The following is a 25150-nucleotide window of genomic DNA, read 5'->3' on the forward strand; positions in this document are numbered from 1 at the left end:
ACGGGGTGGAGGGGCCGTCAGCGGACGGCGGGGGTGATGGTGAGGGTGTTGGTGGTGGTGTCCAGGACGGTGGGGGTGCCGACCGGGACGGTGAGCTGGCCGGGGCCGTGGCCGATCGGGAGGCCGCCGAGGACCGGGACGCCCAGGTCGCCCAGGCGGTCGGTGAGCACGTCGACCACGGTGGTGTCCCAGCCGTCGGCGCACTCGGTGAACTGGCCGACCGCCACGCCGGCGAGCCCGGCCAGGGCGCCGCAGCGGCGCAGGTGGGTCAGCATCCGGTCGATCTTGTACGGCGGCTCCTGCACCTCCTCGACCAGCAGGATCGCACCGGTCAGGTCCGGCATGTCCGGCGTGCCGATCGACGCGGTGAGCAGGCACAGGTTGCCGCCGAGCAGCCGGCCCTCGGCCCGCCCGGGCACCCGCACCGGGTACGTCTCCTCCGCCTCGACCGCCGCCACCGTCACCGGTTCGGTGGTCATCAGCGCGGCGTGCAGCGACTCCGCCGAGCGGATCGGGGTGCGCTCGTCCCGCCAGGCGGCGCCCGGACCGTGCACCCCGGCCAGCCGGGCGCCCCGCCAGAGCGCGAACTGCAACGCGGTGATGTCGGAGAAGCCGGCCACCACCTTCGGGTCGCGGCGTACCGCCACCATGTCGATCAGGTCCACCACCCGCTGCGCGCCGTAGCCGCCCCGGGTGCAGAGCACGCCGCGGATCTCCGGGTCGGCGAACGCGGCGTTCAGGTCCGCGGCCCGCAGCGCGTCGTCGCCCGCCAGGTAACCCCGCCGGGCGTACGCGTTCGGCGCGGGCACCGGCCGCAGCCCCCAGCCGGTGAGCAGCTCGATGCCGCGGGCCACCCGTTCGGGCCGGGTCGGGCCGGACGGCGACACCAGCATCACCGCGTCGCCGGGACGCAGGACCGGTGGGCGCAGGCAGTCGTCGGTGGGCACGACCGCGAGCCTAGTGCGGCCGAGCCGGACCGTCCGGTGTCGGGCGTACCGGCTAGCCTCGACGTCGTGGCGACCGCGCTGGTGATCGAGAACGACCCGACCGACGACCTCCGCCGACTGGGGGAGTGGCTCACCGAGGGGGGTCTGGAGCTGCACGTCCTGCGCCCGCACGCGGGCGACGCGCTCCCCGCCGACCTCGACGGGTACGCCGCCCTGGTGGTGCTCGGCGGCGACCAGCAGGCCTATCCGCTGGCCGACGACAGCCCGGGCGCGCCCTGGTTCCCGGCGCTGGAGGGGCTGCTGCGCAAGGCGGTCCGCCACCGGCTGCCCACGCTGGCGATCTGCCTGGGCGCGCAACTGCTCGCCACCGCGCACGCCGGTCGGGTGGAGCGCAGCCCGTCCGGGCCGGAGGTCGGCCCCACCGTGGTCGGCCGGCGCGACGCCGCCGAGACCGACCCGCTGTTCCGCTTCGTGCCGCTGATGCCCGACGTGCTCCAGTGGCACGCCGACGAGATCACCGAGCTGCCGCACGGCGCGACGCTGCTCGCCGCGTCCACCCGCTACCCGCACCAGGCGTTCCGCCTCGGCGACCGGGCCTGGGGTTTGCAGTTCCACATCGAGTGCGACACCGCGATGATCGCCGAGTGGTCGCGCGACTCGGCCACGCTCGCCGAGCTGGGGTACGACCCGGAGCTGGTGGTGGCCGCGTGCGACCGGGCGATGGCCGACGTCGAGGAGGCCTGGCAGCCGTTCGCGGTCCGGTTCGCCGCGCTCGCGCTCGGCGAACTCGGCGACGACAGCCCGCGCCGCAGCCTGCCGCTGCTCGGGGCGTGAGGTGACCCGGCCGGCCCGCGGGCGCCTGGCCCGCTACGGCTTCGCCGAGAGCGACACCGGCCCACGCGCCGTCGACCTGCTCGGCCCGGACGGGCTCGGCCTGTGGCGGCCGGACACCCAGGAACCCACCGACGACCAGGCCGTCGAGCTGCTCACCGCGCTCTCCCGGGCCGCCGACCCGGACCTGGCGCTGCGCCAGCTCCACCGGCTCGTCGAGGCGGAACGGCAGCACGGCGACGAGGTCGCCGTCCGCGACGCGCTCGCCGCCGACCCCGGCCTGCGCCGCCGGCTGGTCGCCGTGCTCGGCGCGTCGTCGGCGCTCGGCGACCACCTGGTCGCCAACCCCGGGCAGTGGGCGGTGCTGGCCACCGAGCCGGACGGGCTCGCCCCGACCGCCGACGGCCGGCTCGACCTGACCGCCGCCGCCAAGCTGACCACGCTCACCGGCGCGGTCCCGCTGCTGCGGCAGGCGTACCGGTTGGCGCTGCTGCGGATCGCGGCGGCCGACCTGACCGGCGGGCGCGGCCTGGAGCAGACCATGGCCGCGCTGTCCGGCCTGGCCGACGCCACGCTGGCCACCGCCTACGACATCGCGGTCGACGAGCTGCCCGAGGGCACCGCCCCGCCCCGGCTCGCGGTGGTCGCGATGGGCAAGTGCGGCGGCGACGAGCTGAACTACGTCTCCGACGTCGACGTCATCTTCGTCGCCGCCGGTGACGACGACCTGATCGCCGCCACCCAGGTCGCCACCCGGCTGATCGGGATCTGCGGGCTGGTCGCGTGGCCGGTCGACGCCGCGCTGCGCCCGGAGGGCAACCGGGGTCCGCTGGTCCGCACGCTCGCCAGCCACCTGGCCTACTACAAGCGCTGGGCCCGAACCTGGGAGTTCCAGGCGCTGCTCAAGGCCCGCCCGGCGGCCGGTGACGTGGCGCTGGCCCGGGAGTGGATCGCGGCGCTCGCCCCGCTGGTCTGGACCGCTGCGGAGCGGCCGGAGGCGGTCTCCGACGTCCGGTCCATGCGCCGCAAGATCCTCGACAACGTGCCGCCGAAGGAGCTGGAACGCGAGATCAAGCGCGGCCCGGGCGGGCTGCGCGACATCGAGTTCGCCGTCCAACTGCTCCAGCTCGTGCATGGCCGCGGCGACGAGTCGCTGCGCGTGCCGGGCACCCTGCCGGCGCTGCGCGCGCTGGTCGCCGGCGGCTACGTCGGCCGCGCCGACGGTGAGGCGCTGCTGCGCGGCTACCGCTTCCTGCGCGCCGTCGAGCACCGGCTCCAGCTCCAGGGCCTGCGCCGCACGCACACCGTGCCGACCGAGCCGGCCGCGCTGCGCTGGCTCGCCGCCGCGCTCGGCTACGCGGCCACCCCGGGCCGCAGCGCCGTCGAGGAGTTCCGCGCCGAGTGGGTCACCCACGCCACCGAGGTACGCCGACTGCACGCGAAACTGCTCTACCGGCCGCTGCTGGAGTCGGTGGCCCGGGTGCCGGCCGAGGGGCTGCGGCTCACCCCGGAGGCGGCCCGGCACCGGCTGGAGGTGCTCGGCTTCGCCGACCCGGCCGGGGCGCTGCGGCACCTCCAGGCGCTCACCGGCGGCGTCAGCCGCACCGCCGCGATCCAGCGCACGCTGCTGCCGGTGCTGCTCGACGAGTTCGCCGACGCCCCGGAGCCGGACCGCGGCCTGCTCAACTACCGGCAGGTGTCCGACAAGCTCGGCAGCACCCCGTGGTATCTCCGCCTGCTGCGCGACTCCGGTCCGGTCGCGCGCCGGCTGGCCCGGGTGCTCTCCTCCTCCCGGTACGCGGCCGACCTGCTGGCCCGGGAGCCGGAGGCGCTGCGGTTGCTGGCCGAGGACAGCGAGTTGACCCCGCGTCCCCGGGAGACGCTCGTCGAGGGCTTCGTGGCGGCGGCGGCCCGACACGACGACCCGGTCGAGGCCACCCGGGCGGTCCGCGCGCTGCGCCGCCGCGAGCTGGTCCGGATCGCCGCCGCCGACGTGCTCAGCCGGGCCGGGTCGCTCGCCCCGCTCACCCCACGCCCGCCGGGCGGCGGGGCACGCCGTCCCACGGTGGTGGACGTCAGCGCGGTCGGCACCGCGCTCTCCCACGTCACCGACGCCACGCTGGCCGCCGCGCTGCGCGCCGCCCGGGTCGCCCAACCCGGGCCACCGGGCCTGCGCTTCGCCGTGATCGGCATGGGCCGGCTCGGCGGGTACGAGTCCAACTACCTCTCCGACGCCGACGTGCTGTTCGTCTACGACCCGCCGCCCGGGGCGGACGAGAGCGCGGCCGGGGCCGCCAGCGCCGCCGCGCACGCGATCGCCGAGGAACTGCGCCGGCTGCTCTCCGCGCCGGCGCCCGACCCGCCGCTCGGCGTCGACGCCGACCTGCGCCCGGAGGGCCGGCAGGGCCCGCTGGTCCGCAGCCTGGCCGCGTACGCGCAGTACTACGCGCGCTGGTCGAAGGTGTGGGAGGCGCAGGCGCTGCTGCGGGCGCGGTTCGTCTGCGGCGACGCCGACCTGGGCGCCGAGTTCGAGGCGATGGTCGAGCCGGTGCGCTACCCGGCCGACGGGCTGAGCCGCGAGCAGGTGGTGGAGATCCGCCGGATCAAGGCGCGGGTGGAGACCGAGCGGCTGCCCCGCGGCGCCGACCCGGCCACCCACACCAAGCTGGGCCGGGGCGGGCTCGCCGACGTCGAGTGGGCCGTGCAACTGCTCCAGCTCCGGTACGCCGGCCGGCTGCCCGCGCTGCGCGGCACCCGTACCCTCGACGCCCTCGCGGCGGCCCGCGAGGCCGGCCTGCTCGACCCGGACGACGCGGCCGAGCTGGCCGCCGGCTGGACGCTCGCCGCGCAGGTCCGCGACGCGCTGATGCTGGTGCGCGGCCGGGCCGGCGACCAACTGCCCCGGCACGGGGTGGAGTTGGCCGGCGTGGTGCGCCTGCTCGGCCACGAGGACCCGGGCGAGTTCCTCGACGGATATCTCCGCACCGCCCGGCACGCCCGGACCGCGATGGAGCGGGCCCTCGATGTCTGACGAGTTCGACCGCCCGGCGCGGGCCGACCATCGTTTTTTGCCTGGCTGGTTTCCGGCCGTCGCGGCGGCGCTGCTGCTCTCGGTGGCGTTCCTGCTCGCCCCGCCCATGGGCACCGACCTCGCCGCGCAGGAAGCCCGCGCCGGGTTCGTCGCCCGGCACGGCGGCGCGCCGATCGACCTTGGCTGGTACGGCGGGGTGAACCAGTACGGCTACAGCCTGTTCACCGCCCGGCTGGGCGCCTGGCTCGGGGTGCGGCCCTTGGGCGCCCTGGCCGCCGTGCTGGGGGCGGCGGCCCTGGGCTGGCTGCTTGTCCGGCACCGGGCCCGCCGGCCGGCGCTGGCCGGGGTGCTCGGCGGAGTGGTGCTGGTCGGTAACCTGGCCAGCGGCCGGGTCACCTTCGCCGTCGGGCTCACGCTCGGGCTGCTCGCGCTCTGCGCCGCCAGCGCCGAGCGGCCCGCCTGGAGGGCGCGACTGGCCCTGACCGCCCTGCTCGCCGCCTCCGCCACCTGGGCCAGCCCGGTCGCCGGGCTCTTCACCGGGCTGGCCGGCGCGGCGCTGGTGCTGGCCGCGCTGCGCCGGGGCGACGGACCGGGCCGGCCGCTTGTTGGCGGCTGGCGGGCCGACCGCCCGCTGGCCGAGAGCCTGGTGCTCTGTCTCGCACCGGCGATCGCGCTCGGGCCGATGGCCGTGCTGTTCGGCAACGGCGGGACCCAGCCCTACTCGGCCGAGTCGATGCGGGTCAACGTGGCGTTGGCGGTGCTGACATTCGTCGCGGTGCCCCGGCGCCGCGCCCTACGGATCGGCGCGGTACTTGCCGTGCTGCTGCTGGTCGGTGCCTACTACCTGCCCAGCCCGGTCGGGTCCAACGCGCTGCGTCTGCCAATGCTATTCACGCTGCCGCTGATTGCCGGGTTCGCTCCGCTGCCCGGCCGGTGGTTGGCCGGCCTGCTCGCGGCCACTGTCTGGTGGCAGAACCCGATCATGGTCAGCGACGTCACCCGCGCCGGTTCGCCGGAGAGCGCGGCCGAGTTCCACCGCCCGCTCGCCGAGGAGCTGGGCCGGCGGCAGCCGGTAGGTCGGGTCGAGGTGGTGCCGCTGCGCGACCACTGGGAGTCGGCGTATCTGCCGCCGGCGGTACCGCTGGCACGTGGCTGGGAACGGCAGGTCGACACCGATCGCAATGCTCTCTTCTATTCCGACGGTCTCACCCCGGATTCGTACGAGGAGTGGCTGCGCCGCAACGCGGTCCAGTACGTCGCGGTGGCACCGGACGCGCCGCCCGACCGGTGGGGTCGGGACGAGGCCGAACTGGTGCTCGCCAGTCAGTCCTACCTGCGTGAGGTCTGGCGTGACGCGAACTGGCGACTGTACGCGGTGTCCGACCCCACACCGTTGGTGGGTGCACCGGGCTCGTTGGCGGCCTCGGGTCAGGCCCGGCTGCGGTTCACCGTGGACCGCGTCGGTAACGTGCCGATCCGCATACGGTGGTCGCGCTGGCTTTCCCTTGACGGGCCGGGCGGGTGCCTGCGGCCGGGCCCGGACGGCTGGACAGACGTCCAGGTGCGCGTTCCCGGTGCCTTTTCGGTTTCCAGCGATGTCCGGGCGAAAAATCACTGTTGATCAGCGTGGCGCATCCGGCGTGAAATGGGGTTCCTGATATGGTAAAGCGGCGCCCGCCAACAGATTGAATCCGTTGGCGGGCGTATTTTGTGGCAGATGCCTGAATGCGTAGTCGCTGGTTACGCCGTAACCCACTGCGTGCATTCCCGGTCAGTGTTGTTCGGGCCCGCACACACGCGATACGAAGTGATCGAACCGCCACCCAGCGGGGACTCGGAGCCGCAGGAGCCACCCGAGCCGTCGGCGTCGCCGACGTGGTCGGTGACGCCATTGGTGGTCTTGTACCACGTCCGCGCGCCCCAGCCGTCCGCCGCGGAATCACAGACCGAGACGCCGGTATGGCTGGTGGTGACGCAACCGGTTGCGCGGCCGGGGAGTTCCAGACACGTGGCGTGCGCCTGCGCCGCGCCCGGTGCGGCGAGAACGAACGGGACTGTGAGCACCGCGCCCGCCAAGGCGAAGCGACCCTTCTTCGACATGTTGGAACTCCATTCTGGATAGCCTACTTCTGCCTTCGGCGCTTCATGGAAACTGTCTGCTGCCAATTCTTTCCAGATGCTTCCTGGCAGGAGAACCCCGTTTCATCTGCTGACCGATGCATCAGAGTATGGCACTGTGGCTGCCATGCCGCTACACTTGCGGAACGTTCCGGGACATCGAGGGACGCCATGCTTGTTCGTGGCGTGGCAAATGTGGGCGGGGGATTGGGATGCGATGGAAGAGTTTGCCTGCCGGCCTTTCTGTAGCGGCGGAATGCCTGTTCGTCGAGTTGCGGTTGCTCAAAGACAGTGCCTCCCTGAGCCTTACTCGACTTGGTCAACGAACCAGTTACAGCAGGTCATCCTGGGAACGATGGCTGAATGGCAAACAGTTGCCGCCGAGGCAGGCGGTGGAGCGGATGAGTGCCGTGTGTGGCGGGGACGCCGCCCGACTCGTCGCACTCTGGCGGGAGGCGGCCAGGTCGCATGCGGCCAGACCCCGGGCGCGGACTTCGGAGACCGCCGTTTCGAAACACGGACCACGGCGGGGTGGTGCCCTGTCCGGGACCACCTGCCGGCTGGCGATCCGGGTCCATGGTCTGGTGGACAGGTCAGGGCTGGACGCGGTTCGACTGGAAGAGCTCACCGATGTCAGTCGACACACCTGGGAGCGCTGGCTGAACGGTCAGCAGCCGTTGCCGAAACACGCTGTGCTCTACCTGGTGGCTGCGTGTTCCGAAGAGACTTCCGACCTGGTGGCACTGTGGGAGGAGGTCGCGAAGGCCCCCCACCTCGGTCAGCCACAGCACTGAGGCGGGGTTGCCCCGTCGGGGTCGCCTTGGTCGATCCTGATGATGGGTGGACGGGGCGGGGCTGGCAGCATGACGGACGTGTCTCCCCACCTGTCACGCTGGACCGGCCTGGCCGGGGCCCTGTTGCTCGCACTGGCCGCCCTGCTCGGGGGGGCCCTGACCGATTCTTCGTTGCGGACGAACCCGGTAAAGATCTGGCAAGGGCCACACGGCTCGCTGATCGTCCTGGCCTGGTTTGTCGGCACCGCGCTGCTGGCCTGGGCCTGGTGGTCGCTACGCGACCGGGTGCCGTCCGTGCGGTGGGCTCTGGTCACCGCCGCGCTCTGGCTGACGCCGCTCCTGCTCGCACCCCCCTTCGGCAGCCGGGACGTCTACGCGTACGCGTGCCAGGGAGCCAGCTATGCGGCCGGGATCAGCCCGTACGAGCAGGGTGTCTCGGCCCTGCCGTGCCCGTGGTTGGACACCGTCTCCTACATTTGGCGGGACAGCCCGGCCCCCTACGGTCCGCTCTTCGTCGTCATCGCCGGTGCGGTGGTGAAGGCCACCGGCTCGCTCACCGCCAGCATCGTGTCGTTTCGGCTGCTCGCCCTGGTCGGGGTGGTGCTGACGGCGTACGCGGTGCCGGTGCTGGCCCGCCGCTGCGGCGTACCGGCCGAGCGGGCGGTGTGGCTGGTGCTGGCCTGCCCGTTGGTCGCCGTGCACCTGATCGGCGGGCCGCACAACGACGCGCTGATGGTCGGCATGCTGGTCGCCGGACTGGCGGTGGTGGCGTCCCGGCCGGGTCGCCCCGGCCCGTTGCTCGCGGGCGGGGTGCTGCTCGGCATCGCCGTGGCCATCAAGGTGACCGCGCTGGTCGTCGTGCCGTTCGCCGCGCTGGTGGCGATGGTCGGGCCGTACCGGATCCGGACGCTGGTGCGCGACGGCGGGTGGGTGGTCGGCGGCGCGGTGGCCACCGTCGTCGGCGTGACGATTGCCGGTGGCCTGGACTTCGGCTGGGTCGGCGGACTGTCGCAGGGCGGCGTTGCGGTCGCCTGGACCTCACCGCCGACGGCGGTGGGACAGACCGTCGGGTACGTCACGGCACCGTTCGGTGTCCACGTCGACGCGCTCCCGGTGACCCGGGGGATCGCCGTGGCGCTCCTGGCCGTGCTGCTGGTCTGGCTCTGGTGGCGCGCTCGCACCCGTGACCCGCTGTATCACGCAGGTCTGGCTCTGGCCCTGACGGTGGCTCTCTCGCCGGTGGTCCACCCCTGGTACTGGACCTGGCCGCTGGCTGTGCTCGCGGCCACCGCTCCGGGGCGGCAGAAGTGGTACCTCGTGGTCGCCCTGGTGGCGTCGTTCCTCATCCTGCCCGACGGCACGGGCCTGCCGCGCTACACCAAGATGCCGGGTGCGCCGCTGATGACGCTGTTCGTGATAGTGCTGGTCGTGTGGTTGGTACGGTCGGCTCGGAAGGGGCGGCAGCCGGTTCCGGTGGAGTGAGGAGTGTGCCGGTGAGCGAGCCCGACGCGCCGGTGCGGCCGGTGGCCGCCGCGCTCGCCCGGTACGCCGGACTCGTCGGCGCGGTCCTGCTCACCGCCGCCGGCTGGCTGGGCGGGGCGCTGCCCGACGCGCCGCCGCGTACCACGCTCGCCGGTCTCTGGCAGGCCCCGCACGGGCCGGTGACGCTCGCCTGCTGGCTGGTGGGGACCGTGCTGCTGGTCGGCGCCTGGTGGTCGCTGCGCTGGGGTGCCCCGTCGGGCCGGTGGGCGTACCTGACGGCCGGGCTCTGGTCGCTGCCGCTGCTGGCCGCGCCGCCGCTGGGCAGCCGCGACGTCTACTCGTACGCCTGCCAGGGCTGGACCTGGACGCAGGGGGTCAGCCCGTACCGGGTGGGGGTGGCGGCGGCCGGCTGCCCGTGGACCGGTTCGGTGTCGCCGATCTGGCGGGACACGCCCGCGCCGTACGGGCCGTTCTTCGTGTTGCTGGCCGGGCTGGCGGTGCTCGCCGGCGGTGGCCTGGTCGGGGCGATCGTGCTGCTGCGGCTGGTCGCGGTGGCCGGGGTGCTGCTGGTCGCCGCCGCCCTGCCCGGCCTGGCCCGGGCCGCCGGGGTGCCGGCCCGCCGCGCGGCCTGGCTGGTGCTGGCCTGCCCGCTGGTCGGGGTGCACCTGGTGGCCGGCGCGCACAACGACGCGCTCGCGCTCGGGCTGCTCCTGCTCGGGCTGCTGGCGCTCGTCCGCCGGCCGGGCACGCCGCGCGCGCTGCTGGTGGCCGGCGTGTTGTTGGGCCTGGCGGTCGCGGTGAAGGCGGTCGCCGTGGTGGTGCTGCCGTTCGCGGCGCTCGCCGCGGTGTCCGGCCGGCACACCTGGCGGGCGCTGCTGCGCGACGGTGGCCGGCTGGCCGCGGCGGTACTCGGCACGCTGCTGGTCCTCTCGCTCGCCACCGGCCTCGGGTTGGGCTGGGTGGACGGGCTCGGCCGCAGCGGCGACTCGCAGCAGTGGACCTCGCCGCCGACCGCTGTCGGTTTCGTGATCGACTACGCCGGCGAGTGGGTCGGGCGTGACCCGCACGCGGTGCCGGTGACCCGGATGGTCGGGCTGGTGCTGCTGGCCGGCCTGCTGGTGGCGCTCTGGTGGGGGGCGTGGACGGCGCTGCGCCGGTCGGGCGCGGATCGGCAGCGGGTGACGTTGTTCGGGGCCGGGCTGGCGTTGGCCGCCACCGTGCTGCTCGCCCCGGTCTTCCACCCCTGGTACGCGGTCTGGCCGCTGGCCCTGCTCGCGGTGGCGGTGGTGTCGCCGGCCCGGACCGTCTGGTTCGTGGCGCCCTGCGCGGTGGCCTCGGTGCTCACGCTGCCCGACGGCACGAACCTGGCCCGGTTCACCAAGGCGCCCGGCGCGGTGCTGATGACGGTGCTGGTGGTGGTCGTCGTGGTGGCCGGTGTCCGGGCCGGCCTGCGCCGCCGGCACCTGCCGCGCTGACACCGGCCCGCCAGCGGAACGGCCGGGCCGGCCCCGCGGAAGGCGGAGGCGGCCCGGCCGGTGCTGACGAGAGCGTGCTCAGCAGTCGAAGTACATCGCGAACTCGTGCGGGGTCGGGCGCAGGCGCACCGGGTCGACCTCGTTGGCCCGCTTCCAGTCGACCCAGGTGGAGATCAGGTCCGGCGTGAACACGCCGCCGTCGAGCAGGTAGTCGTGGTCGGCCTCCAGCGAGTCGAGCACGGCCGACAGCGAGCCGGGGACCTGCTTGACGTCGCCCCACTCCTCCGGGGGGAGGTCGTAGAGGTCCTTGTCGATGGGGGCCGGGGGTTCGATCTTGCTCTTGATGCCGTCGAGGCCGGCCATCATCATCGCGGAGAAGGCGAGGTAGACGTTGGCCGAGGGGTCGGGGACGCGGAACTCGACGCGCTTGGCCTTGGGGTTGCTGCCGGTGACCGGGATGCGGGTGCAGGCGGAGCGGTTGCGCTGGGAGTAGACCAGGTTGACCGGGGCCTCGAAGCCGGGCACGAGGCGCCGGTAGGAGTTGACGGTCGGGTTGGTGAAGGCCAGCAGCGAGGGGGCGTGGTGCAGCAGGCCGCCGATGTACCAGCGGGCGGTGTCGGACAGGCCGGCGTAGCCGGTCTCGTCGTAGAACAGCGGCTCGCCGTTGAGCCAGAGGCTCTGGTGGGTGTGCATGCCGGAGCCGTTGTCACCGAACAGCGGCTTGGGCATGAACGTGGCGGTCTTGCCGCCGGCCCACGCCTCGTTCTTCACGATGTACTTGAAGAGCTGGAGCTGGTCGGCGGCGTGCAGCAGCGTCGAGAACCGGTAGTTGATCTCGGACTGGCCGGCGGTGCCCACCTCGTGGTGCGAGCGCTCCACGGTGAAGCCGCTGTCCACGAGCCGCCGCACGATCGAGTCGCGCAGGTCGGCGTAGTGGTCGACCGGGGGGACGGGGAAGTAGCCGCCCTTGTAGGCGGTCTTGTAGCCGCGGTTGCCGCCTTCTTCGATCCGGCCGGTGTTCCAGGCGCCCTCGATCGAGTCGATGTAGTAGAACGACTGGTGGGCGGAGGTTTCGTGGCGGATGGAGTCGAAGATGTAGAACTCGGCTTCGGCGCCGAAGTAGGCGGTGTCGGCGATGCCGCTGGCGGCGAGGTAGGCCTCGGCCTTCTTGGCGACGTTGCGGGGGTCGCGGGAGTAGGCCTCGCGGGTGAAGGGGTCGTGGACGAAGAAGTTGAGCGCGAGGGTCTTCTGGGCGCGGAACGGGTCGATGAACGCGGTGGCGACGTCGGGGAGCAGGAGCATGTCCGACTCGTGGATCGACTGGAAGCCGCGGATCGACGAGCCGTCGAACGCGAGGCCGTCGGTGAAGACGCTGTCGTCGAAGGACTCGACCGGCAGGTTGAAGTGCTGCATCACGCCGGGCAGGTCACAGAAACGTACGTCGACGAACTTCACGTCCTCGTTGCTGAGGTATCGCAGGAGTTCCTCGGAATTGGCGAACACACGTCCTCCTGGCAGGTCCACTCCGGTGGCTGACTCTTGGCGACGCTATGGCCGGGGGGTTGCCCGGCCATGTCTCCTCTGTTTCCGCCGTGTTACGTCGCTAGCGGAGCGTCATCGCCCGCGAGGTCTGCCCGACCTTGACTGCCTTGTCGGATTTTTCGGTGGGCGTCGAGGCGGCGCTACCCTGGCCGCGTGACCGATACCGCCGCCGCACCGGTGCCACCCGCCAGCGATCCCGCCTTCACGCCCCCGAGCCTCGGCCGCCGGTTCGGCGCGCTGATCATCGACTGGGTGCTCTGCCTGATGGTCGCCCGGTCCTTCGCCGACCCGGTCCGCGACGGGTGGCCGCCGGTCCTGGTGCTGATCCTGGAGTACGGCTTCTTCCTCGGCCTCTTCGCCCAGACCCCCGGCATGTACCTGACCCGGCTGCGCTGCGTCGCCTGGGCCGACGGCGGCCGGATCGGGCTGGTCCGCGGGCTGCTGCGGGGCCTGCTGCTGTCCCTCGTCGTGCCGGCCCTGATCATGGACCAGCACCGCCGTGGCCTGCACGACCGGCTCACCGGCGCGGTCGTCGCCGACGCGCCGCGTCGCTGACCGCACACGAGAAGGAGCCGACCCCGCGCGGGGCCGGCTCCTTTCTCCGCGTACGCCGGGCGTCAGCGCCCCCGGGTCTGCCGGAACGCGCCGCGCGCCGGCCGCATGTTCTTCGGGATCGCGCCCTTGGGCATCTGCGGCCGGGCGGTCAGCGCCTTGAGCCGCTTGTCGAGCGCGTTGACGTCCTTCGGCGAGAGGGACCGGGGCAGCCGCATCAGCGTCATCCGCAGCTTGCGGACCGGCAGCTCGCCCTCGCCCTGACCGATCACGTAGTCGTGCAGCGGGGCCGAGCCGATCACCTTGGCCAGCCGGCGCTTCTCCTGGCCGAGCAGGCCCCGGACACGCTGCGCGTTCCCCTCGGCCAGCAGGATCACGCCGGGGCGGCCCACCACCAGGTGGACCATGTCCATCTGCGTGGTGGAGCTGACCGCCGGGGTGACCCGCCAGTCGCCGCGCATGCTCTCCATGATCTGCGCCGCCGCGCCGGGCTGCCCCTCGGCGGCGTTCATCATCGCCTTGTTGGAGCGCAGGTTGAGCACGATCAGCACGGCGAGCAGGGTGAGCAGGATGCCGATGGGCAGGAAGAGCCAGCCCCAGGCGAGCACCGCGACCACGGTGAGCGCGAGCGGGATCAGCACCGCCGCCGCGGTCAGCGGCGCGAACCACTTGTCCTGCTTGGCGGTGAACTTGAACACCATCCCGATCTGCTTCAGCCGCTGGCCGAACGAGACCTTCTCCTGGGGCTTTGCCATGCCGCAGAGTCTAGTGGTCGGCGCTCGGCCGGTTGATCCGTGGCCACCCGTTCCGTGCCGGCCGGTCACTCCACGACCGCTCGGCCCGCTCAGCGACGGGGCAGGTAGATCCGCCAGCCGTCGACGGTGACCACGTCGAGCGTGCCCGGTGCGGTGCCGAGCCGCCGGTCGAGCAGTGCGGCAAGTGGCGAGGCGTCCGGGGCCACCCAGCCCGCGTCCGGGTCCGCGGCGACGGCCCGCCGGTACGCCGGCAACCGGTCGAAGCCGGGACGCAGCCGGTCGTCGACCACGGCGCAGACCACGTCCTCGCCGGTGGCGAACGCGATCCGGTTGCAGGTCCAGTAGCCGCCCCGCACGTGCCGGACGCCGAGCGCGCCGAGCATGTCGACGAGCGCCCGGTGCCGGTCGGCCTCGGCGTGCACGGCCGGCACCGCCCGGATCACGTCCACTGTGGCACTCGCCCCGGTGCCGAGCACCCCGGCCAGCACCGCGACCGCCGCCGCCCCGCCGACAGTGGCCGTCGCCGCCGCGGTCTTGATCGACTCCAGGTCGGGGAAGTGGCGGTATCCCGGCCGCCCCGACACCGCCACCTCGCCGAACTGGCGTCGCCCGCCGAGCGGCCCGGCCAGCCGCCCGCCGAGCGGCCGGGCGAGTGGGCGGGCGGCCTGCCACAGCGGCCAGAGCAGGGCGGGAACAGCGATCGCCAGACAGGACAGGTAGCGGCTGCTCTCGATCGGCGTCCGCCCGGCTGCGTTGCTCGCCGTGTACGCCGCCAGCACCGTCGCCGCGCCGGCGAGCAGCGCCAACCGCACGCCAGCCGACACCCGCCGATCCGCCGGTCCGGCGGGATCGTCACCGGATCGTGGACAGGTGGCGTTCGCCGCGGACGGAACGTGTCCAAGACCTGGGCGCGCAACCGCGCCGCGCAGGGTGCGCCATGCGGCCCACGCGGCGATCAGCAGCAGGACCGGGAAGACCGCCGCCCACCAGAGCTGCCACGGCGCGCAGTGACCGGGGGAGCAGAAGCCCATCGCCAGCGACGGGCCGAGGACCAGCCCGCCGTGCAGCCGCTCGGCCCAGCCCGCCGCCACGTCCGAGCCGCTGGCCCGCAGCACCGCGGTGAGCGGGTTGCGACCGTGGCGCAGGCTGTCCAGCACCATCGGCGCGGCGCCCAGTAGCAGCGCGCCGGCGAGCACCGCCCCGGCGCGGCCGGCCAGTTCCCGCCGTCGCCAGGCCAGCAGCAGCGCGCCGAGCGTCGCCACGTACGGCAGGATCAGCGGGTCGACCCAGAGCAGCACCCCGGCGACCAGCCCCCAGGCCGCCCAGCGGGGCAGCCGCGCGCCCGGCCCGCCGACGCACAGCCCGACCGTGAGCAGCGCCAGCGCCGCCCCGGCCGGATTCAGCTCCGGGTAGCCGCCACCGGCGATGAGCTGGTTCTTCACCACCCGGTCCGCGCCGAGCGCGAGCACGGCGACGACCAGCAGGGCGTACCAGCGGTCGCCGCCGAGCCGGCGGGTCAGCCGCCAGGACAGCAGCAGGAACAGCGCGTACAGCGCCAGCGTGGGCAGCCGCAGCACCAGCACGGACGGCCCGGCGACCGCGAGCAGCGGCGCGGCCAGGTACGCCTCCAGCGTGCCCATGTACGCCTGGCCGTAGAACCAGACCGGGAACGCGTCGCCCCGCGCGATGTGCAGGGCGGCCAGCCCCATGGTCGCCTCGTCGCTGTTGGTGGGCGGCGCGTCGGCGAGCAGCAGCGCCAACCGGTAGCCGACGCCGACGCCGCCGATCAGCAGGGCGAGCAGCGTCGGCAGGCGGAGTCGCCGGGGCGTACGCGCCGGGTCGGCCTCGCGTGGCTCCTGGCGTACCCCGGCGGTCATGCCTGCGATCATGGCATCCGGCGGGTGGCCGGCGGTGGGTGACGCGGTCGACGGCCGGCCTCAGCCGGCGACGGCGATCCCCTCGCGGGCGGCGAGCGCCTGCTGGTAGAGGCGACCGGCCCGGTACGACGAGCGGACCAGCGGGCCGCTCATCACGCCGGCGAAGCCGATCTCCTCGGCCTCCTCGCGCAGCTCGACGAACTCCTCCGGCTTGACCCAGCGGGTGACCGGGTGGTGCCGGGGGGTGGGGCGCAGGTACTGCGTGATCGTGATCAGCTCGCAGCCGGCCTCGTGCAGGTCGCGCAGCGCCTGGGAGACCTCGGCGCGCTCCTCGCCCATGCCGAGGATGAGGTTGCTCTTGGTGACCAGGCCGTCGGCCCGGGCCTGCCGGATCACGTCGAGCGAGCGCTCGTAGCGGAACGCCGGGCGGATCCGCTTGAAGATGCGCGGCACGGTCTCCACGTTGTGCGCGAGCACCTCGGGGCGCGAGCCGAAGACCTCGGCGAGCTGCTCGGGCACCGCGTTGAAGTCGGGGATCAGCAGCTCGACGCCGCAACCGGACCGCAGGGCGTGGATCTGCCGGACCGTCTCGGCGTAGAGCCAGGCGCCGCCGTCGGGCAGGTCGTCGCGGGCCACGCCGGTGATGGTCGCGTAGCGCAGACCCATCGCGGCGACCGACTCGGCGACCCGGCGCGGCTCGTCGGCGTCGAACTCGGCCGGCTTGCCGGTGTCGATCTGGCAGAAGTCGCAGCGCCGGGTGCACTGGTCGCCACCGATGAGGAAGGTGGCCTCCCGGTCCTCCCAGCACTCGTAGATGTTGGGGCAGCCGGCCTCCTGGCACACCGTGTGCAGCCCCTCGCGCGAGACGAGCCCGCGCAGCTCGGTGTACTCCGGGCCCATCTTGGCCTTGACCTTGATCCACGGCGGTTTGCGCTCGATCGGCGTCTCGGCGTTGCGCGCCTCGATCCGCAGCATGCGGCGCCCCTCGGGGGCGACGGTCGCGGTGGACGCGGGCTGCTGAGTCGTCGGCGCAGAATGCTCGATCGTCACAAAACCGAGCCTACGCCGGTCGGCGACGGTCGATGAACGTCAGGCGACGGCCGTCACGCCCGAAACGTTGTGACGCCGGACACGGATACCGAAAAAATCCCCGTCACACCGGGCGGTCGCGGTGCTAGCGTGCCGGCAGAGCTGCGACGGAGCCGAGTAGCGGACCGACCGCCAGCCCAGAGAGCCGCCACCTTGCTGCGAGGCGGTCTGGCGCCGGCCCCGCGAAGACCCTCCCGAGCTGCGGGAAGAACGGCTGTGTGTAAGGCGGGGCCCCCTATTAACGCCTCCGGTAGAGGCGGGGCCCCCGTTTAACACCCGCGCCCAGTAGAACCCGCCCGGCTGGCCCCGGTGAAAAGGCGACGAACGAGGCTCCCGCTGCGGCGGGGGCGAAGGTGTGGTGGCACCGCGAGGCTCCCGCTCGCCCACACCTCTTTGGGGATCGCGTTGCGATTGATCGAGGAGGTAACCGCCGTGCAACGCATCCTGTCCACCGAACTCCCCGCCCAGGTCGGCGCGACCGTCCGGCTCGCCGGCTGGGTCCACCGCCGCCGGCTGCTCAAGTCGGTGGCCTTTCTGATCGTCCGCGACGCCACCGGGCTCGCCCAGGTGGTGGTCGCCGCGCCCGCCGTGCGCGCGCAGGTCGAGGCGCTCGGCGAGGAGACCGTCGTCGAGGTGGTCGGCACGGTGGTCGCGAACCCCGCCGCGCCCGCCGGGGTCGAGGTCGTCGAGCCGACGGTACGTCCGCTCGGCCCGCCCGCCGTGCCGCCCCCGTTCGACCTGTACCGGCCGGTGCTGACCGCGAGCCTGCCCACCCAGCTCGACCACGCGTCGACCGCGTTGCGCCACCCGACCCGGTCCGCCGCGCTGCGGATCTCGGCGGCGGCGGTGGCCGGCTTCCGGGCCACGCTCGACCGGCGGCGTTTCGTCGAGGTGCACACGCCCAAGGTGGTCGGCTCGGCCACCGAGAGCGGGGCGAACGTCTTCGCCCTGGACTGGTTCGGCCGGCCCGCCTACCTGGCCCAGTCGCCGCAGTTCTACAAGCAGCTCATGGTCGGCGTCTTCGAGCGGGTGTACGAGGTGGGGCCGGTGTTCCGCGCCGAGCCGCACGACACGGTGCGCCACCTGGCCCAGTACACCTCGCTCGACGTGGAGCTGGGCTTCGTGACCGACCACCGGGACGTGATGGCCGTGCTGCGGGACACCCTCGCCGGGATGCTGGCGGGCGTCGCGGACCGGGCCGGTGGCGCGCTCGACACGCTCGGTGTGACGGTGCCGCAGGTGCCCGCCGAGATCCCCGCGGTGCACTTCACCGACGCGCTGACGATCGCCGGGGCGCCGGCCGACGAGCCGGACCTGGCTCCCGCGCACGAGCGGGCGCTGGGGGAGTGGGCCCGGGCCGAGCACGGCAGCGACTTCCTGTTCGTCACCGGCTACCCGATGGCGAAGCGCCCCTTCTACACCCACCCGGACCCGGCCCGCCCGGCGTACTCGAACGGCTTCGACCTGCTGTTCCGGGGAATCGAGCTGGTCACCGGCGGGCAGCGGCTGCACCGGTACGCCGACTACCGGGCCGCGCTGGCGGCCCGCGGCGAGCCGGTCGAGCCGTACGCCGGTTATCTGGACGCGTTCCGGCACGGCATGCCGCCGCACGGCGGGTTCGCGATCGGTCTGGAGCGGTTCGTCGCCCGGCTCACCGGCGCGGCGAACGTCCGGGAGGTGACCGCCTTCCCGCGCGACCTGCACCGCCTCACCCCGTGAGGCACGGCTCCGGCCCAGGAACACGGGGTCCTGGGCCGGAGCGACGTGCGGTACGCGATCAGGTGAAGTTGACGTCACTGCACCACATGTACGCCTGGTCGAGGTGGGATGCCTGCCAGATGACGAACAGGATGTGGTGTCCGGTGTAGCCGGAGGTCGAGACGTTGAAGCTGATGTTCTGCGACGGCGCGTACCGGCCGGTCTGCGTGATGTAGTCGAGGTTGCCCCAACCGAGCGTCTGGGTGGTCGGGTTGAACCCCTGCTTGCTGACGTAGACCTTGAAGTAGTCCGCCCCGTGGCTCGCCTGGTCGTAGAGCTGCACGGTGAAGTTGCGGCTGATGTTCGTGGTCTTCCACGCCCCGGGCCGGTTCAGGCTGTCGTTGCGGGACAGCGCGTTGCTGCAGAGCTGCCCGTCGGGCGTGCGGGCCTGGAACTGCCCGCCGAGGCCGTCGCGCAGCGCGCTCATCCAGTTCCACATGGTGTCGGCGTTGGCCTGGAACGCCTGCCAGCACATCGGGTCCTGCTGCTGCATGGCCGGGTTGGTGTGCTGGCTGCCCCAGGTCTGCCAGCACTTGTAGGCGCGGGTGGCCGGGCTGACGATCGTGCCGTGGGCCTGGGCGGCACCGGGCACGGCCAGGACGCCGGCGATCAGGGCGAGCGCCATGACGAGCGCGCGGACGGTTGATCGCGGTCGTCCGGATTGGTGGTGGGAACGCACGGTTACGTCCTCCTTCGGCGCATAGGATGGGAGTGGGAGCGCTTCCATGCCCAGCGTCGCATTTATGACTCTAGATATCAATGGTCATCTATATCTTTGTCCGCATTGATGGAGTCTGCGCAGGTGACAGCGGTCAGACCCGGGTCAGCGTGGGGAGGTGCCGCTCCACCACCGGCAGCACGTCGGCGACCGTGACCGGCCGGCCCAGCTCGGCGGCGAGCGAGGTGACCCCGGCGTCGCGGATGCCGCAGGGCACGATCCGGTCGAAGAAGCCCAGGTCGCAGTCGCAGTTGATGGAGAAGCCGTGCAGCGTCACGCCCCGGGCCACCCGGATGCCGATGGCGGCCACCTTGCGGGCCGGGCCCCGGTCGTCCGCCGGCACCCACACGCCGCTGCGCCCCTCGACCCGGCCGGCGGTCAGCCCGACCTCGGCGCAGACGTCGATCAGGAGCTGCTCGGTGCGCCGGACGTACGCCACCACGTCGACCGGGTCGGGCAGACGGACGATCGGATAGCCGACGAGCTGCCCCGGACCGTGCCAGGTGATCTTGCCGCCGCGGTCCACGTCCACCACCGGGGTGCCGTCCATCGGCCGGTCCCACGGCTCGGTGCGCTTGCCGGCGGTGTAGACGCTCGGGTGCTCCAGCAGCAGCACCGTGTCGCCCCGCTCGCCGGCCACCACGGCCTCGTGCAGCCGGCGCTGCTCGTCCCAGGCGGCCTGGTAGTCGAGCCGGCCGGCACGGACGGTGGTCAACCCGGAAGTCGTCACGCTCACCCGTCCAGCCTAGTCCCGCCGGCCCGGCCGCCCACCCGTGACGCTCGTCGCGTCACGCGCCGGGCACCCGCCACAGCCAGACGTCCTCGACCCGTTCCGGCGGGCCGAGCAGCGCGGTGGCGGTGCGACGCAGCGCCTCCTCGTCGACGTCGTACTTGGCGCCGTGCACCCGGTCGGCCAGCACCACCACCCGCACCCCCCAGTACCGCAGGTCGGCCCGGGACTCCTCGATGCTGCCCTCGGTGATGATCGGCACCAGCCCGGTCCGCCCGGCCTGGTCCATCAGCGTGTCGAAGGTGCGCGGCACCGGGCCGATCCGGCCCCGGCCGTCCGGGCCGCCCGGGCCGAGGAAGAAGCCGGCCGGGATGCGGAACTCGCCCTGCCGGTGGGCCAGCGCGTACGCCTGCCAGCGCTGCCCGTCCGGATAGACGTCGACGGTCAACGGCAGCGGCGTGAGCACCCCGTCGGGCGGGACGTAGCGCTGCCAGGCCCCGGTGGTGACGAACGCCGGGACCGGCTCGCGGACGCTGGTCAGCAGCGGGGTGGGCAGCAGCGGCAGCAGCGCGGCGACGAATCCGACGACCCAGGCCGCGCCGGTCACCCGCCGCCGGGGCGGCCGGGCGCGCAGCGTGTCGATCGCGTACGCCAGCAGCAGCCCGATCACCGGCGCGACGACGAGCGCCAGCCGCGACGGCAGCGCCGCGTTGATCACCGGCAGGTTGTCCAGCACCCCGAACGGCAGCAGTTGGTCGGTGCGCCGGCCGTTCCACTTCGCCGTCGGCCCCCAGGAGAGCACCGCGAAGACCACCGCGGTCACACCGAGCGCGAGCAGCGTGGCCCGGAACGCCCGGTCGGCGCGTCGCCAGAGCAGGGCGAAGCAGGCGACCGCGAGCAGCAGCAGCGGCACGCCGAAGAACGAGTTCTCCTCGGTCGGGTTGGGCGCCAGCGATGTGCCGAACCCGGCCCAGCCGGCCAGCGACCGGCGCGGGTACGACAGGTACGCGGCGATGTCCTCGGAGTGGATCAGCGGGTCGAAGCCGGTGCCGTGGAAGCGCTGCGGCCCGGCGAAGTGCAGCCACAGCGGGTACGCCAGCAGCACGCCGGCCACCAGCGCGGTCACCCCCAGCCCGGCCGCCATCCGGGGCAGCGCGGCCCGGGCCTCCGCGCGCCGGGCCGGCTGCAGCGCCCAGACCAGCAGGAACACGGCGAGCGCCAGCGCGGTGAAGAACAGCCCCTCGGCGGCGATCGAGAACGCGGCGGCCACCAGCAGGCCGAGCACGATCCCGCCGGTCACCGCGCGGCCGGGCCGGCGCAGCCGGAACACGCCCCAGATCAGCAGCGGCACCAGCCAGCCGGCGGTCCAGTTCAGGTGCGCGTTGGCGTGCGACACCATCGCCGGGCAGTAGGCGATGAACAACGCCCCCACCCCGGCGGCCAGCCGGCTGCCGACCAGGTGCCGGCTGAGCAGCCAGTACCAGGCCACCGCCGTGGCGGCCAGGTTGAGCGTGAGGATCACCAGGAACGTCGCGGGCGGCCCGACGAGGTACGTCAGCGGCGCGAAGACCGCCGCGTACACGGTGATCGAGGTGTTGACCGCGAGGTTCACCCCGTCCGGGACGTTGATCAGGTGGGTGAAGAGCGGGTTCTGGCCGTGGGTCAGCGCGTGCCCGCCGAACGCCAGCAGCCACTCGAACAGCGCCTGGTCGCTGGAGTTGACGGTGATCGTGCGGGTGTTCGGGTCCCGCCACATGCCGCTGGTGACCCAGAGCGCCAGCGCGACCGCGGCGAGTGTCACCAGCAGGTCGACGCGCCGGTCGCGGGCGGCGGTGGCGGGCGGCGGGTCGGCGACCGGGGAGGACGGCACGCAGCGGACGTTACCAACCGGACCCGGGCACACCGCCCGGACGGTGAATGTGTGACCGACAGCCATTCCCGTCGATGAAACACGGACGTAACGTTCCGGCAACTCGGAGAGTGACCCAGTTCACATTCCATGATCGGGAGGTCCCCGTGTCCCGCTCCTCATCCCTCATCACCCGCCTCGTCGGGGCGGCGGCCGGGGTCGTGCTGGCCGCGGCCGGCGTCCTGACCGCCGCGCTGCCCGCGCAGGCCGCCTCGCTGACCCAGGTCACCGGCTTCGGCTCCAACCCCGGCAACCTGGCCATGTACGCCTACCGGCCGGACGGCCTGCCCGGCAACGCGCCGGCCGTGGTGCTGCTGCACGGCTGCACCCAGAACGCCTCGACCTACTTCACCAACTCCGGCTGGCAGAAGTACGCCGACCAGTGGAAGTTCGCGCTGATCGTGCCGCAGCAGCCCTCCGGCAACAACGCCAACTCCTGCTTCAACTGGTTCGAGACCGGCGACACCGCCCGGGGCCAGGGCGAGGCGTTGTCGGTCAAGCAGATGGTCGACTACGCGAAGACGACCTACGGCACCGACGCCGGCCGCGTCTACGTCAGCGGGCTCTCCGCCGGCGCCGCGATGAGCGCCGTCATGCTGGCCACCTACCCGGACGTGTTCGCCGCCGGTTCGATCATCGCCGGCATCCCGTACCGCTGCGCCACCAGCACCACGAGCGCGTACAGCTGCATGAATCCGGGCGTGGACAAGACCCCGGCGCAGTGGGGCGACCTGGTCCGCAACGCGTACCCGGGCTACGCCGGCAAGCGGCCCCGGGTGGCCGTCTGGCACGGCACCAGCGACTACACGGTCAACGTGGCCAACGCGACCGAGTCGCGGGACCAGTGGACCAACGTGCTCGGCGTGTCCACGACCCCGACCAGCACCTCGTCCCTGCCGGGCGGCACCAGCCTGGAGGTCTACGGCAGCGACCAGGTCCGCGTCTACCGGGTCTCCGGCATGGGCCACGGCACCCCGGTCGACCCGGGCTCGGCGGCGGACCAGTGCGGCACCGCCGGGGCGTACTTCCTGGACACCATCTGCTCGACGTACCGTGACGCGCTCTTCTTCGGTCTGGGCGGCGGCGGCACGCCGAGCCCGACCCCGACGGCGACCGCGACCGCCTCGCCCACCCCGACCGCGTCGCCCACCCCGACCGCCTCGCCGACGCCGACCACCGCGCCGGTCTGCGTCACCGCCAGCAACTACGCGCACGTCACCGCCGGCCGGGCCTACCAGTCCGGCGGGTACGCCTACGCGCTCGGCAGCGGCCAGCGGATGGGCCTCTACAACACGTTCTACACCACCGCGCTGAAGCAGACCGGGCCCGGCTACTGGGTCATCGGCTGCTGACCCGACCGCCCCGCGCCGCGCCGTCCCCGCCGGCTCACCCGGCGAGGGCGGCGCGCAGCGCGCCCGGCAGATCCGGGTGGGTCCAGGTGAAGCCCGCCTTGCCGAGCACGCCCGGCAGCACCCGGGTGCTGGTGAGCGCCTCGTGCGCGAACCCGCCGAGCACGACCTGCAACGCCAGCGCCGGGATCGGCATGATCGCCGGCCGGTGCAACTGGCGGGCCAGCTCCCGGGTGAACTCGGCGTTGGTGACCGGCGCCGGACCGACCACGTTCACCGGGCCGGCCACGTCGTCGCGGGCCAGCAGGAACGCGGTCGCGTCCAGCCAGTCCGGCATCGAGATCCACGGCAGCCACTGCCGGCCGTTGCCCAGCTTGCCGCCGACGCCCAGCCGGAACGGCAGGAGCTGCGGCTTGAGCAGGCCGCCGTCGCGGTGCAGCGGCAGCCCGGTCCGCAACCGCACCACCCGTACGCCGGCGTCCTCGGCCGGCCGGGTCGCCGCCTCCCAGACGCGGCAGACGTCGGCGAGGAACCCCTCGCCGGCCGGCGCGTCCTCCTCCACCGTGCGGTCCCCGGTGTTGCCGTACCAGCCGACCGCGGAGGAGTTCAGCAGCGCCGCCGGCCGGTCCGCGGCGGGCAGGCCGGCGATCGTGATGGCGAGCGTGGAGGTGCTGTCCACCCGGCTGGTCCGGATCAGCTTCTTGTAGTCGTCGTTCCAGCGCTTGTCACCCACCCCCGCGCCGGCCAGGTTCACCACCGCGTCGGCGTCCGCGACCAGTTGCGGGTCGAGCTGCGCGGCGGACGGATTCCACTGCCGCTCGTCCGCGGTGCGCGGCGGGCGGCGGACCAGGCGGATGACCTGGTGCCCGTCGGCGCTGAGCCGGTCGACCAGTCGGGTGCCGAGGAAGCCGGACACGCCGGCCATGAGGATCCGCATACTCACATCTTCGGGTACGCGACGCGATCCGGATGCGTGGAGCGAAATCACTCACGCGTCATGCCTGCCGCGCGGCGCGGCGTCGCACGGGCGTGTCGCGCCCGCAGCCGGGACGCCTCGGCAGCGGTATGCCTCAGCGTCATAATTATGACGCTGAGGCATACCGCATTCGCCGAGACATGCCTCCCGTCCGCGACACGCCCGGCCCCGCAGCGGTCGCGCGCACTCGTCACCTGCCGCACTCACGCGGTCGCCGGGGTGCTGCGCAGGTCGGCGAGGAGGCGCTCCACCTCGGCGAACGCCGCCTCCGGCAGCGGCCCGTGCGCCAGCGCGCCGAGGTTCTCCCCGGCCTGGTCGACGGTCCGGCAGCCGGGGATCGGCAGCGTCTGCGGGCTGCGGGCGAGCAGCCAGCCCAGCGCGCCCTGGGCGAGCGTACGATCGTCGGCGGTGAGCGCCTCCCGGACCCGGGCCACCCGGTCGGCCCACTCGGCGCGCGGGACGCCGTCGCTGAACCAGTCCAGCCACTCGGGCGCCACCCCGCGCACGTCGTCACCGCCGCGGGCGGTCGGCGCGTCCTGGTACTTGGCGGTGAGCAGGCCCATCGCCAGCGGACCGCGATTCAGGCTGGCCAGGTCGAACTCCGCGCAGACCGCGAGCATCGCGGCGTTGTCCCGCAGCACCGACTGGTCGTGCTGGATCGCCGCGCAGTGCGGGCCGGCCTCGGCGAACGCCCGCGCCGAGGCGGGGTCGTCGGTGCTCCAGCCGTACGCCCGGATCTTCCCCTCACCGACCAGCTCCTCCAGCGTCTCGACCAGATCCAGCGCCTGCGGCACCGGCAGGCCGCCCAGGTGCAGCTGGTAGAGGTCGACGTGGTCGGTGCCGAGCCGGCGCAGCGAGCCCTCCAGGCTGCGCCGCGCGTACCCCGGGCTGCCGTCCTCGCCGGTGGCCTGTCGGGTCGCCTCGTCCGTGGGATAGCCGAACTTGGTGGCGATCACCGCCTGGTCCCGGCGGCCGGCGAGCGCCCGGCCGAGCACCCGTTCGCTGTGCCCGGCCCCGTAGTTGCTGGAGGTGTCGAAGAGGGTCGCGCCCAGCTCCAGCGCCCGGTGGATGGTACGGATCGACTCGTCGTCGTCCACCTCGCCCCAGCCCAGGGGCTGGGTGCCCGCCCAGAGCGGGCCGCCGATCGCCCAGCAGCCCATGCCGATCGCGCTGACCTCGATGCCGCTGCGGCCCAACCGTCGTGTCGTCGTCATGGA

The 25150-nt window shown here is 73.4% G+C and carries 20 protein-coding genes; 9 read left to right on the top strand and 11 right to left on the bottom strand.

Annotated features, from left to right (window positions below):
* Positions 1-17 precede the first annotated feature (17 nt).
* Positions 18-947 carry a S66 peptidase family protein gene (locus ACLQ2W_RS19555; protein ID WP_425787658.1) on the bottom strand — a complete coding sequence of 310 codons (930 nt, stop codon included), beginning with the start codon at positions 945-947 and terminating at the stop codon, positions 18-20.
* A gap of 66 nt (positions 948-1013) precedes the next feature.
* Here ACLQ2W_RS19555 and ACLQ2W_RS19560 point away from each other — a divergent pair, with 66 nt between their 5' ends.
* Genes ACLQ2W_RS19560 through ACLQ2W_RS19570 form a run of 3 tightly spaced genes read left to right on the top strand, consistent with a single transcriptional unit; the run spans position 1014 to position 6430 of the window.
* Positions 1014-1781, top strand: coding sequence for a type 1 glutamine amidotransferase (locus ACLQ2W_RS19560; RefSeq protein WP_425787659.1), 768 nt, complete (start codon positions 1014-1016; stop codon positions 1779-1781).
* 1 nt (position 1782) lies between these two features.
* A complete protein-coding gene (locus ACLQ2W_RS19565; protein ID WP_425787660.1) occupies positions 1783-4809 on the top strand; it encodes a bifunctional [glutamine synthetase] adenylyltransferase/[glutamine synthetase]-adenylyl-L-tyrosine phosphorylase in 3027 nt (1008 codons plus the stop codon).
* A complete protein-coding gene (locus tag ACLQ2W_RS19570; RefSeq protein ID WP_425787661.1) occupies positions 4802-6430 on the top strand; it encodes a hypothetical protein in 1629 nt (542 codons plus the stop codon). The genes ACLQ2W_RS19565 and ACLQ2W_RS19570 overlap by 8 nt, the downstream gene beginning before the upstream one ends.
* 119 nt (positions 6431-6549) lie before the next feature.
* Here ACLQ2W_RS19570 and ACLQ2W_RS19575 read toward each other — a convergent pair whose 3' ends face one another.
* Positions 6550-6909, bottom strand: a complete 360-nt coding sequence (locus ACLQ2W_RS19575) for a hypothetical protein (protein ID WP_425787662.1) — start codon at positions 6907-6909, stop codon at positions 6550-6552.
* A 230-nt stretch (positions 6910-7139) separates the two neighbouring features.
* Between ACLQ2W_RS19575 and ACLQ2W_RS19580 the strand changes: the two genes are divergently transcribed.
* The 3 genes from ACLQ2W_RS19580 to mptB (ACLQ2W_RS19590) all read left to right on the top strand — a co-directional run bounded on the left by ACLQ2W_RS19580 (position 7140) and on the right by mptB (ACLQ2W_RS19590) (position 10678).
* Positions 7140-7721, top strand: coding sequence for a helix-turn-helix domain-containing protein (locus ACLQ2W_RS19580; protein WP_425787663.1), 582 nt, complete (start codon positions 7140-7142; stop codon positions 7719-7721).
* A gap of 78 nt (positions 7722-7799) precedes the next feature.
* On the top strand, positions 7800-9203 hold the full coding sequence (gene mptB / locus ACLQ2W_RS19585) for a polyprenol phosphomannose-dependent alpha 1,6 mannosyltransferase MptB (RefSeq protein ID WP_425787664.1): 1404 nt from the start codon (positions 7800-7802) through the stop codon (positions 9201-9203).
* Positions 9204-9214: 11 nt separating this feature from the next.
* Entirely contained in the window at positions 9215-10678 is a 1464-nt protein-coding gene (gene mptB / locus ACLQ2W_RS19590; RefSeq protein ID WP_425787665.1) for a polyprenol phosphomannose-dependent alpha 1,6 mannosyltransferase MptB, read from the top strand.
* A gap of 78 nt (positions 10679-10756) precedes the next feature.
* Here the strand turns inward: mptB (ACLQ2W_RS19590) and glnA are convergent, their stop codons facing one another.
* The gene (gene glnA / locus ACLQ2W_RS19595; protein WP_107161602.1) at positions 10757-12181 is read right to left on the bottom strand and encodes a type I glutamate--ammonia ligase; all 1425 of its coding nucleotides are present in this window, start codon (positions 12179-12181) and stop codon (positions 10757-10759) included.
* A 192-nt stretch (positions 12182-12373) separates the two neighbouring features.
* Here glnA and ACLQ2W_RS19600 point away from each other — a divergent pair, with 192 nt between their 5' ends.
* Positions 12374-12775 carry an RDD family protein gene (locus tag ACLQ2W_RS19600; protein WP_425787666.1) on the top strand — a complete coding sequence of 134 codons (402 nt, stop codon included), beginning with the start codon at positions 12374-12376 and terminating at the stop codon, positions 12773-12775.
* Positions 12776-12837: 62 nt separating this feature from the next.
* Here the strand turns inward: ACLQ2W_RS19600 and ACLQ2W_RS19605 are convergent, their stop codons facing one another.
* The 3 genes from ACLQ2W_RS19605 to lipA form a co-directional block, all read right to left on the bottom strand.
* A complete protein-coding gene (locus ACLQ2W_RS19605) occupies positions 12838-13527 on the bottom strand; it encodes a DUF4191 domain-containing protein (RefSeq protein ID WP_107161604.1) in 690 nt (229 codons plus the stop codon).
* A gap of 89 nt (positions 13528-13616) precedes the next feature.
* Entirely contained in the window at positions 13617-15404 is a 1788-nt protein-coding gene (locus tag ACLQ2W_RS19610) for a DUF423 domain-containing protein (protein WP_425787667.1), read from the bottom strand.
* A 60-nt stretch (positions 15405-15464) separates the two neighbouring features.
* The gene (lipA, locus tag ACLQ2W_RS19615) at positions 15465-16454 is read right to left on the bottom strand and encodes a lipoyl synthase (RefSeq protein ID WP_357302857.1); all 990 of its coding nucleotides are present in this window, start codon (positions 16452-16454) and stop codon (positions 15465-15467) included.
* 471 nt (positions 16455-16925) lie between these two features.
* Between lipA and aspS the strand changes: the two genes are divergently transcribed.
* Positions 16926-18212 (top strand): aspartate--tRNA(Asn) ligase, encoded by a 1287-nt coding sequence (aspS, locus tag ACLQ2W_RS19620; RefSeq protein ID WP_425787668.1) that lies wholly within the window; start codon positions 16926-16928, stop codon positions 18210-18212.
* Positions 18213-18270: 58 nt separating this feature from the next.
* On the opposite strand, the gene ACLQ2W_RS19625 is transcribed toward aspS, so the two are convergent.
* From ACLQ2W_RS19625 to ACLQ2W_RS19635, 3 genes are all read right to left on the bottom strand, one after another.
* Entirely contained in the window at positions 18271-18876 is a 606-nt protein-coding gene (locus ACLQ2W_RS19625) for a lytic polysaccharide monooxygenase auxiliary activity family 9 protein (RefSeq protein ID WP_425787669.1), read from the bottom strand.
* Between the two features lie 187 nt (positions 18877-19063).
* Positions 19064-19705: a lipoyl(octanoyl) transferase LipB gene (gene lipB, locus ACLQ2W_RS19630; RefSeq protein WP_425787670.1), complete on the bottom strand. Its 642-nt coding sequence runs from the start codon at positions 19703-19705 to the stop codon at positions 19064-19066.
* 52 nt (positions 19706-19757) lie between these two features.
* Positions 19758-21569, bottom strand: a complete 1812-nt coding sequence (locus tag ACLQ2W_RS19635) for a DUF2079 domain-containing protein (protein ID WP_425787671.1) — start codon at positions 21567-21569, stop codon at positions 19758-19760.
* A 146-nt stretch (positions 21570-21715) separates the two neighbouring features.
* Here ACLQ2W_RS19635 and ACLQ2W_RS19640 point away from each other — a divergent pair, with 146 nt between their 5' ends.
* Positions 21716-22960: an extracellular catalytic domain type 1 short-chain-length polyhydroxyalkanoate depolymerase gene (locus tag ACLQ2W_RS19640; RefSeq protein ID WP_425787672.1), complete on the top strand. Its 1245-nt coding sequence runs from the start codon at positions 21716-21718 to the stop codon at positions 22958-22960.
* Between the two features lie 34 nt (positions 22961-22994).
* On the opposite strand, the gene ACLQ2W_RS19645 is transcribed toward ACLQ2W_RS19640, so the two are convergent.
* Together ACLQ2W_RS19645 and ACLQ2W_RS19650 are read right to left on the bottom strand one after the other, a co-directional pair.
* Positions 22995-23894, bottom strand: coding sequence for a TIGR01777 family oxidoreductase (locus tag ACLQ2W_RS19645; protein ID WP_425787673.1), 900 nt, complete (start codon positions 23892-23894; stop codon positions 22995-22997).
* A 242-nt stretch (positions 23895-24136) separates the two neighbouring features.
* Positions 24137-25147 (bottom strand): aldo/keto reductase, encoded by a 1011-nt coding sequence (locus tag ACLQ2W_RS19650; protein WP_425787674.1) that lies wholly within the window; start codon positions 25145-25147, stop codon positions 24137-24139.
* Between the last annotated feature and the right edge of the window lie 3 nt (positions 25148-25150).

Source organism: Micromonospora sp. DT227 (assembly GCF_049841835.1).
Classification (GTDB): Bacteria; Actinomycetota; Actinomycetes; order Mycobacteriales; family Micromonosporaceae; genus Micromonospora.

Excerpts from the sequence above, each read along its gene's own strand:
- ACLQ2W_RS19580 (WP_425787663.1), top strand. The coding sequence starts at position 7,140 with ATGCGATGGAAGAGTTTGCCTGCCGGCCTTTCTGTAGCGGCGGAATGC.
- ACLQ2W_RS19650 (WP_425787674.1), bottom strand. The coding sequence starts at position 25,147 with ATGACGACGACACGACGGTTGGGCCGCAGCGGCATCGAGGTCAGCGCG.
- ACLQ2W_RS19610 (WP_425787667.1), bottom strand. The coding sequence starts at position 15,404 with ATGACCGCCGGGGTACGCCAGGAGCCACGCGAGGCCGACCCGGCGCGT.
- ACLQ2W_RS19645 (WP_425787673.1), bottom strand. The coding sequence starts at position 23,894 with ATGCGGATCCTCATGGCCGGCGTGTCCGGCTTCCTCGGCACCCGACTG.
- ACLQ2W_RS19575 (WP_425787662.1), bottom strand. The coding sequence starts at position 6,909 with ATGTCGAAGAAGGGTCGCTTCGCCTTGGCGGGCGCGGTGCTCACAGTC.
- ACLQ2W_RS19570 (WP_425787661.1), top strand. The coding sequence starts at position 4,802 with ATGTCTGACGAGTTCGACCGCCCGGCGCGGGCCGACCATCGTTTTTTG.
- ACLQ2W_RS19625 (WP_425787669.1), bottom strand. The coding sequence starts at position 18,876 with ATGGCGCTCGCCCTGATCGCCGGCGTCCTGGCCGTGCCCGGTGCCGCC.
- ACLQ2W_RS19605 (WP_107161604.1), bottom strand. The coding sequence starts at position 13,527 with ATGGCAAAGCCCCAGGAGAAGGTCTCGTTCGGCCAGCGGCTGAAGCAG.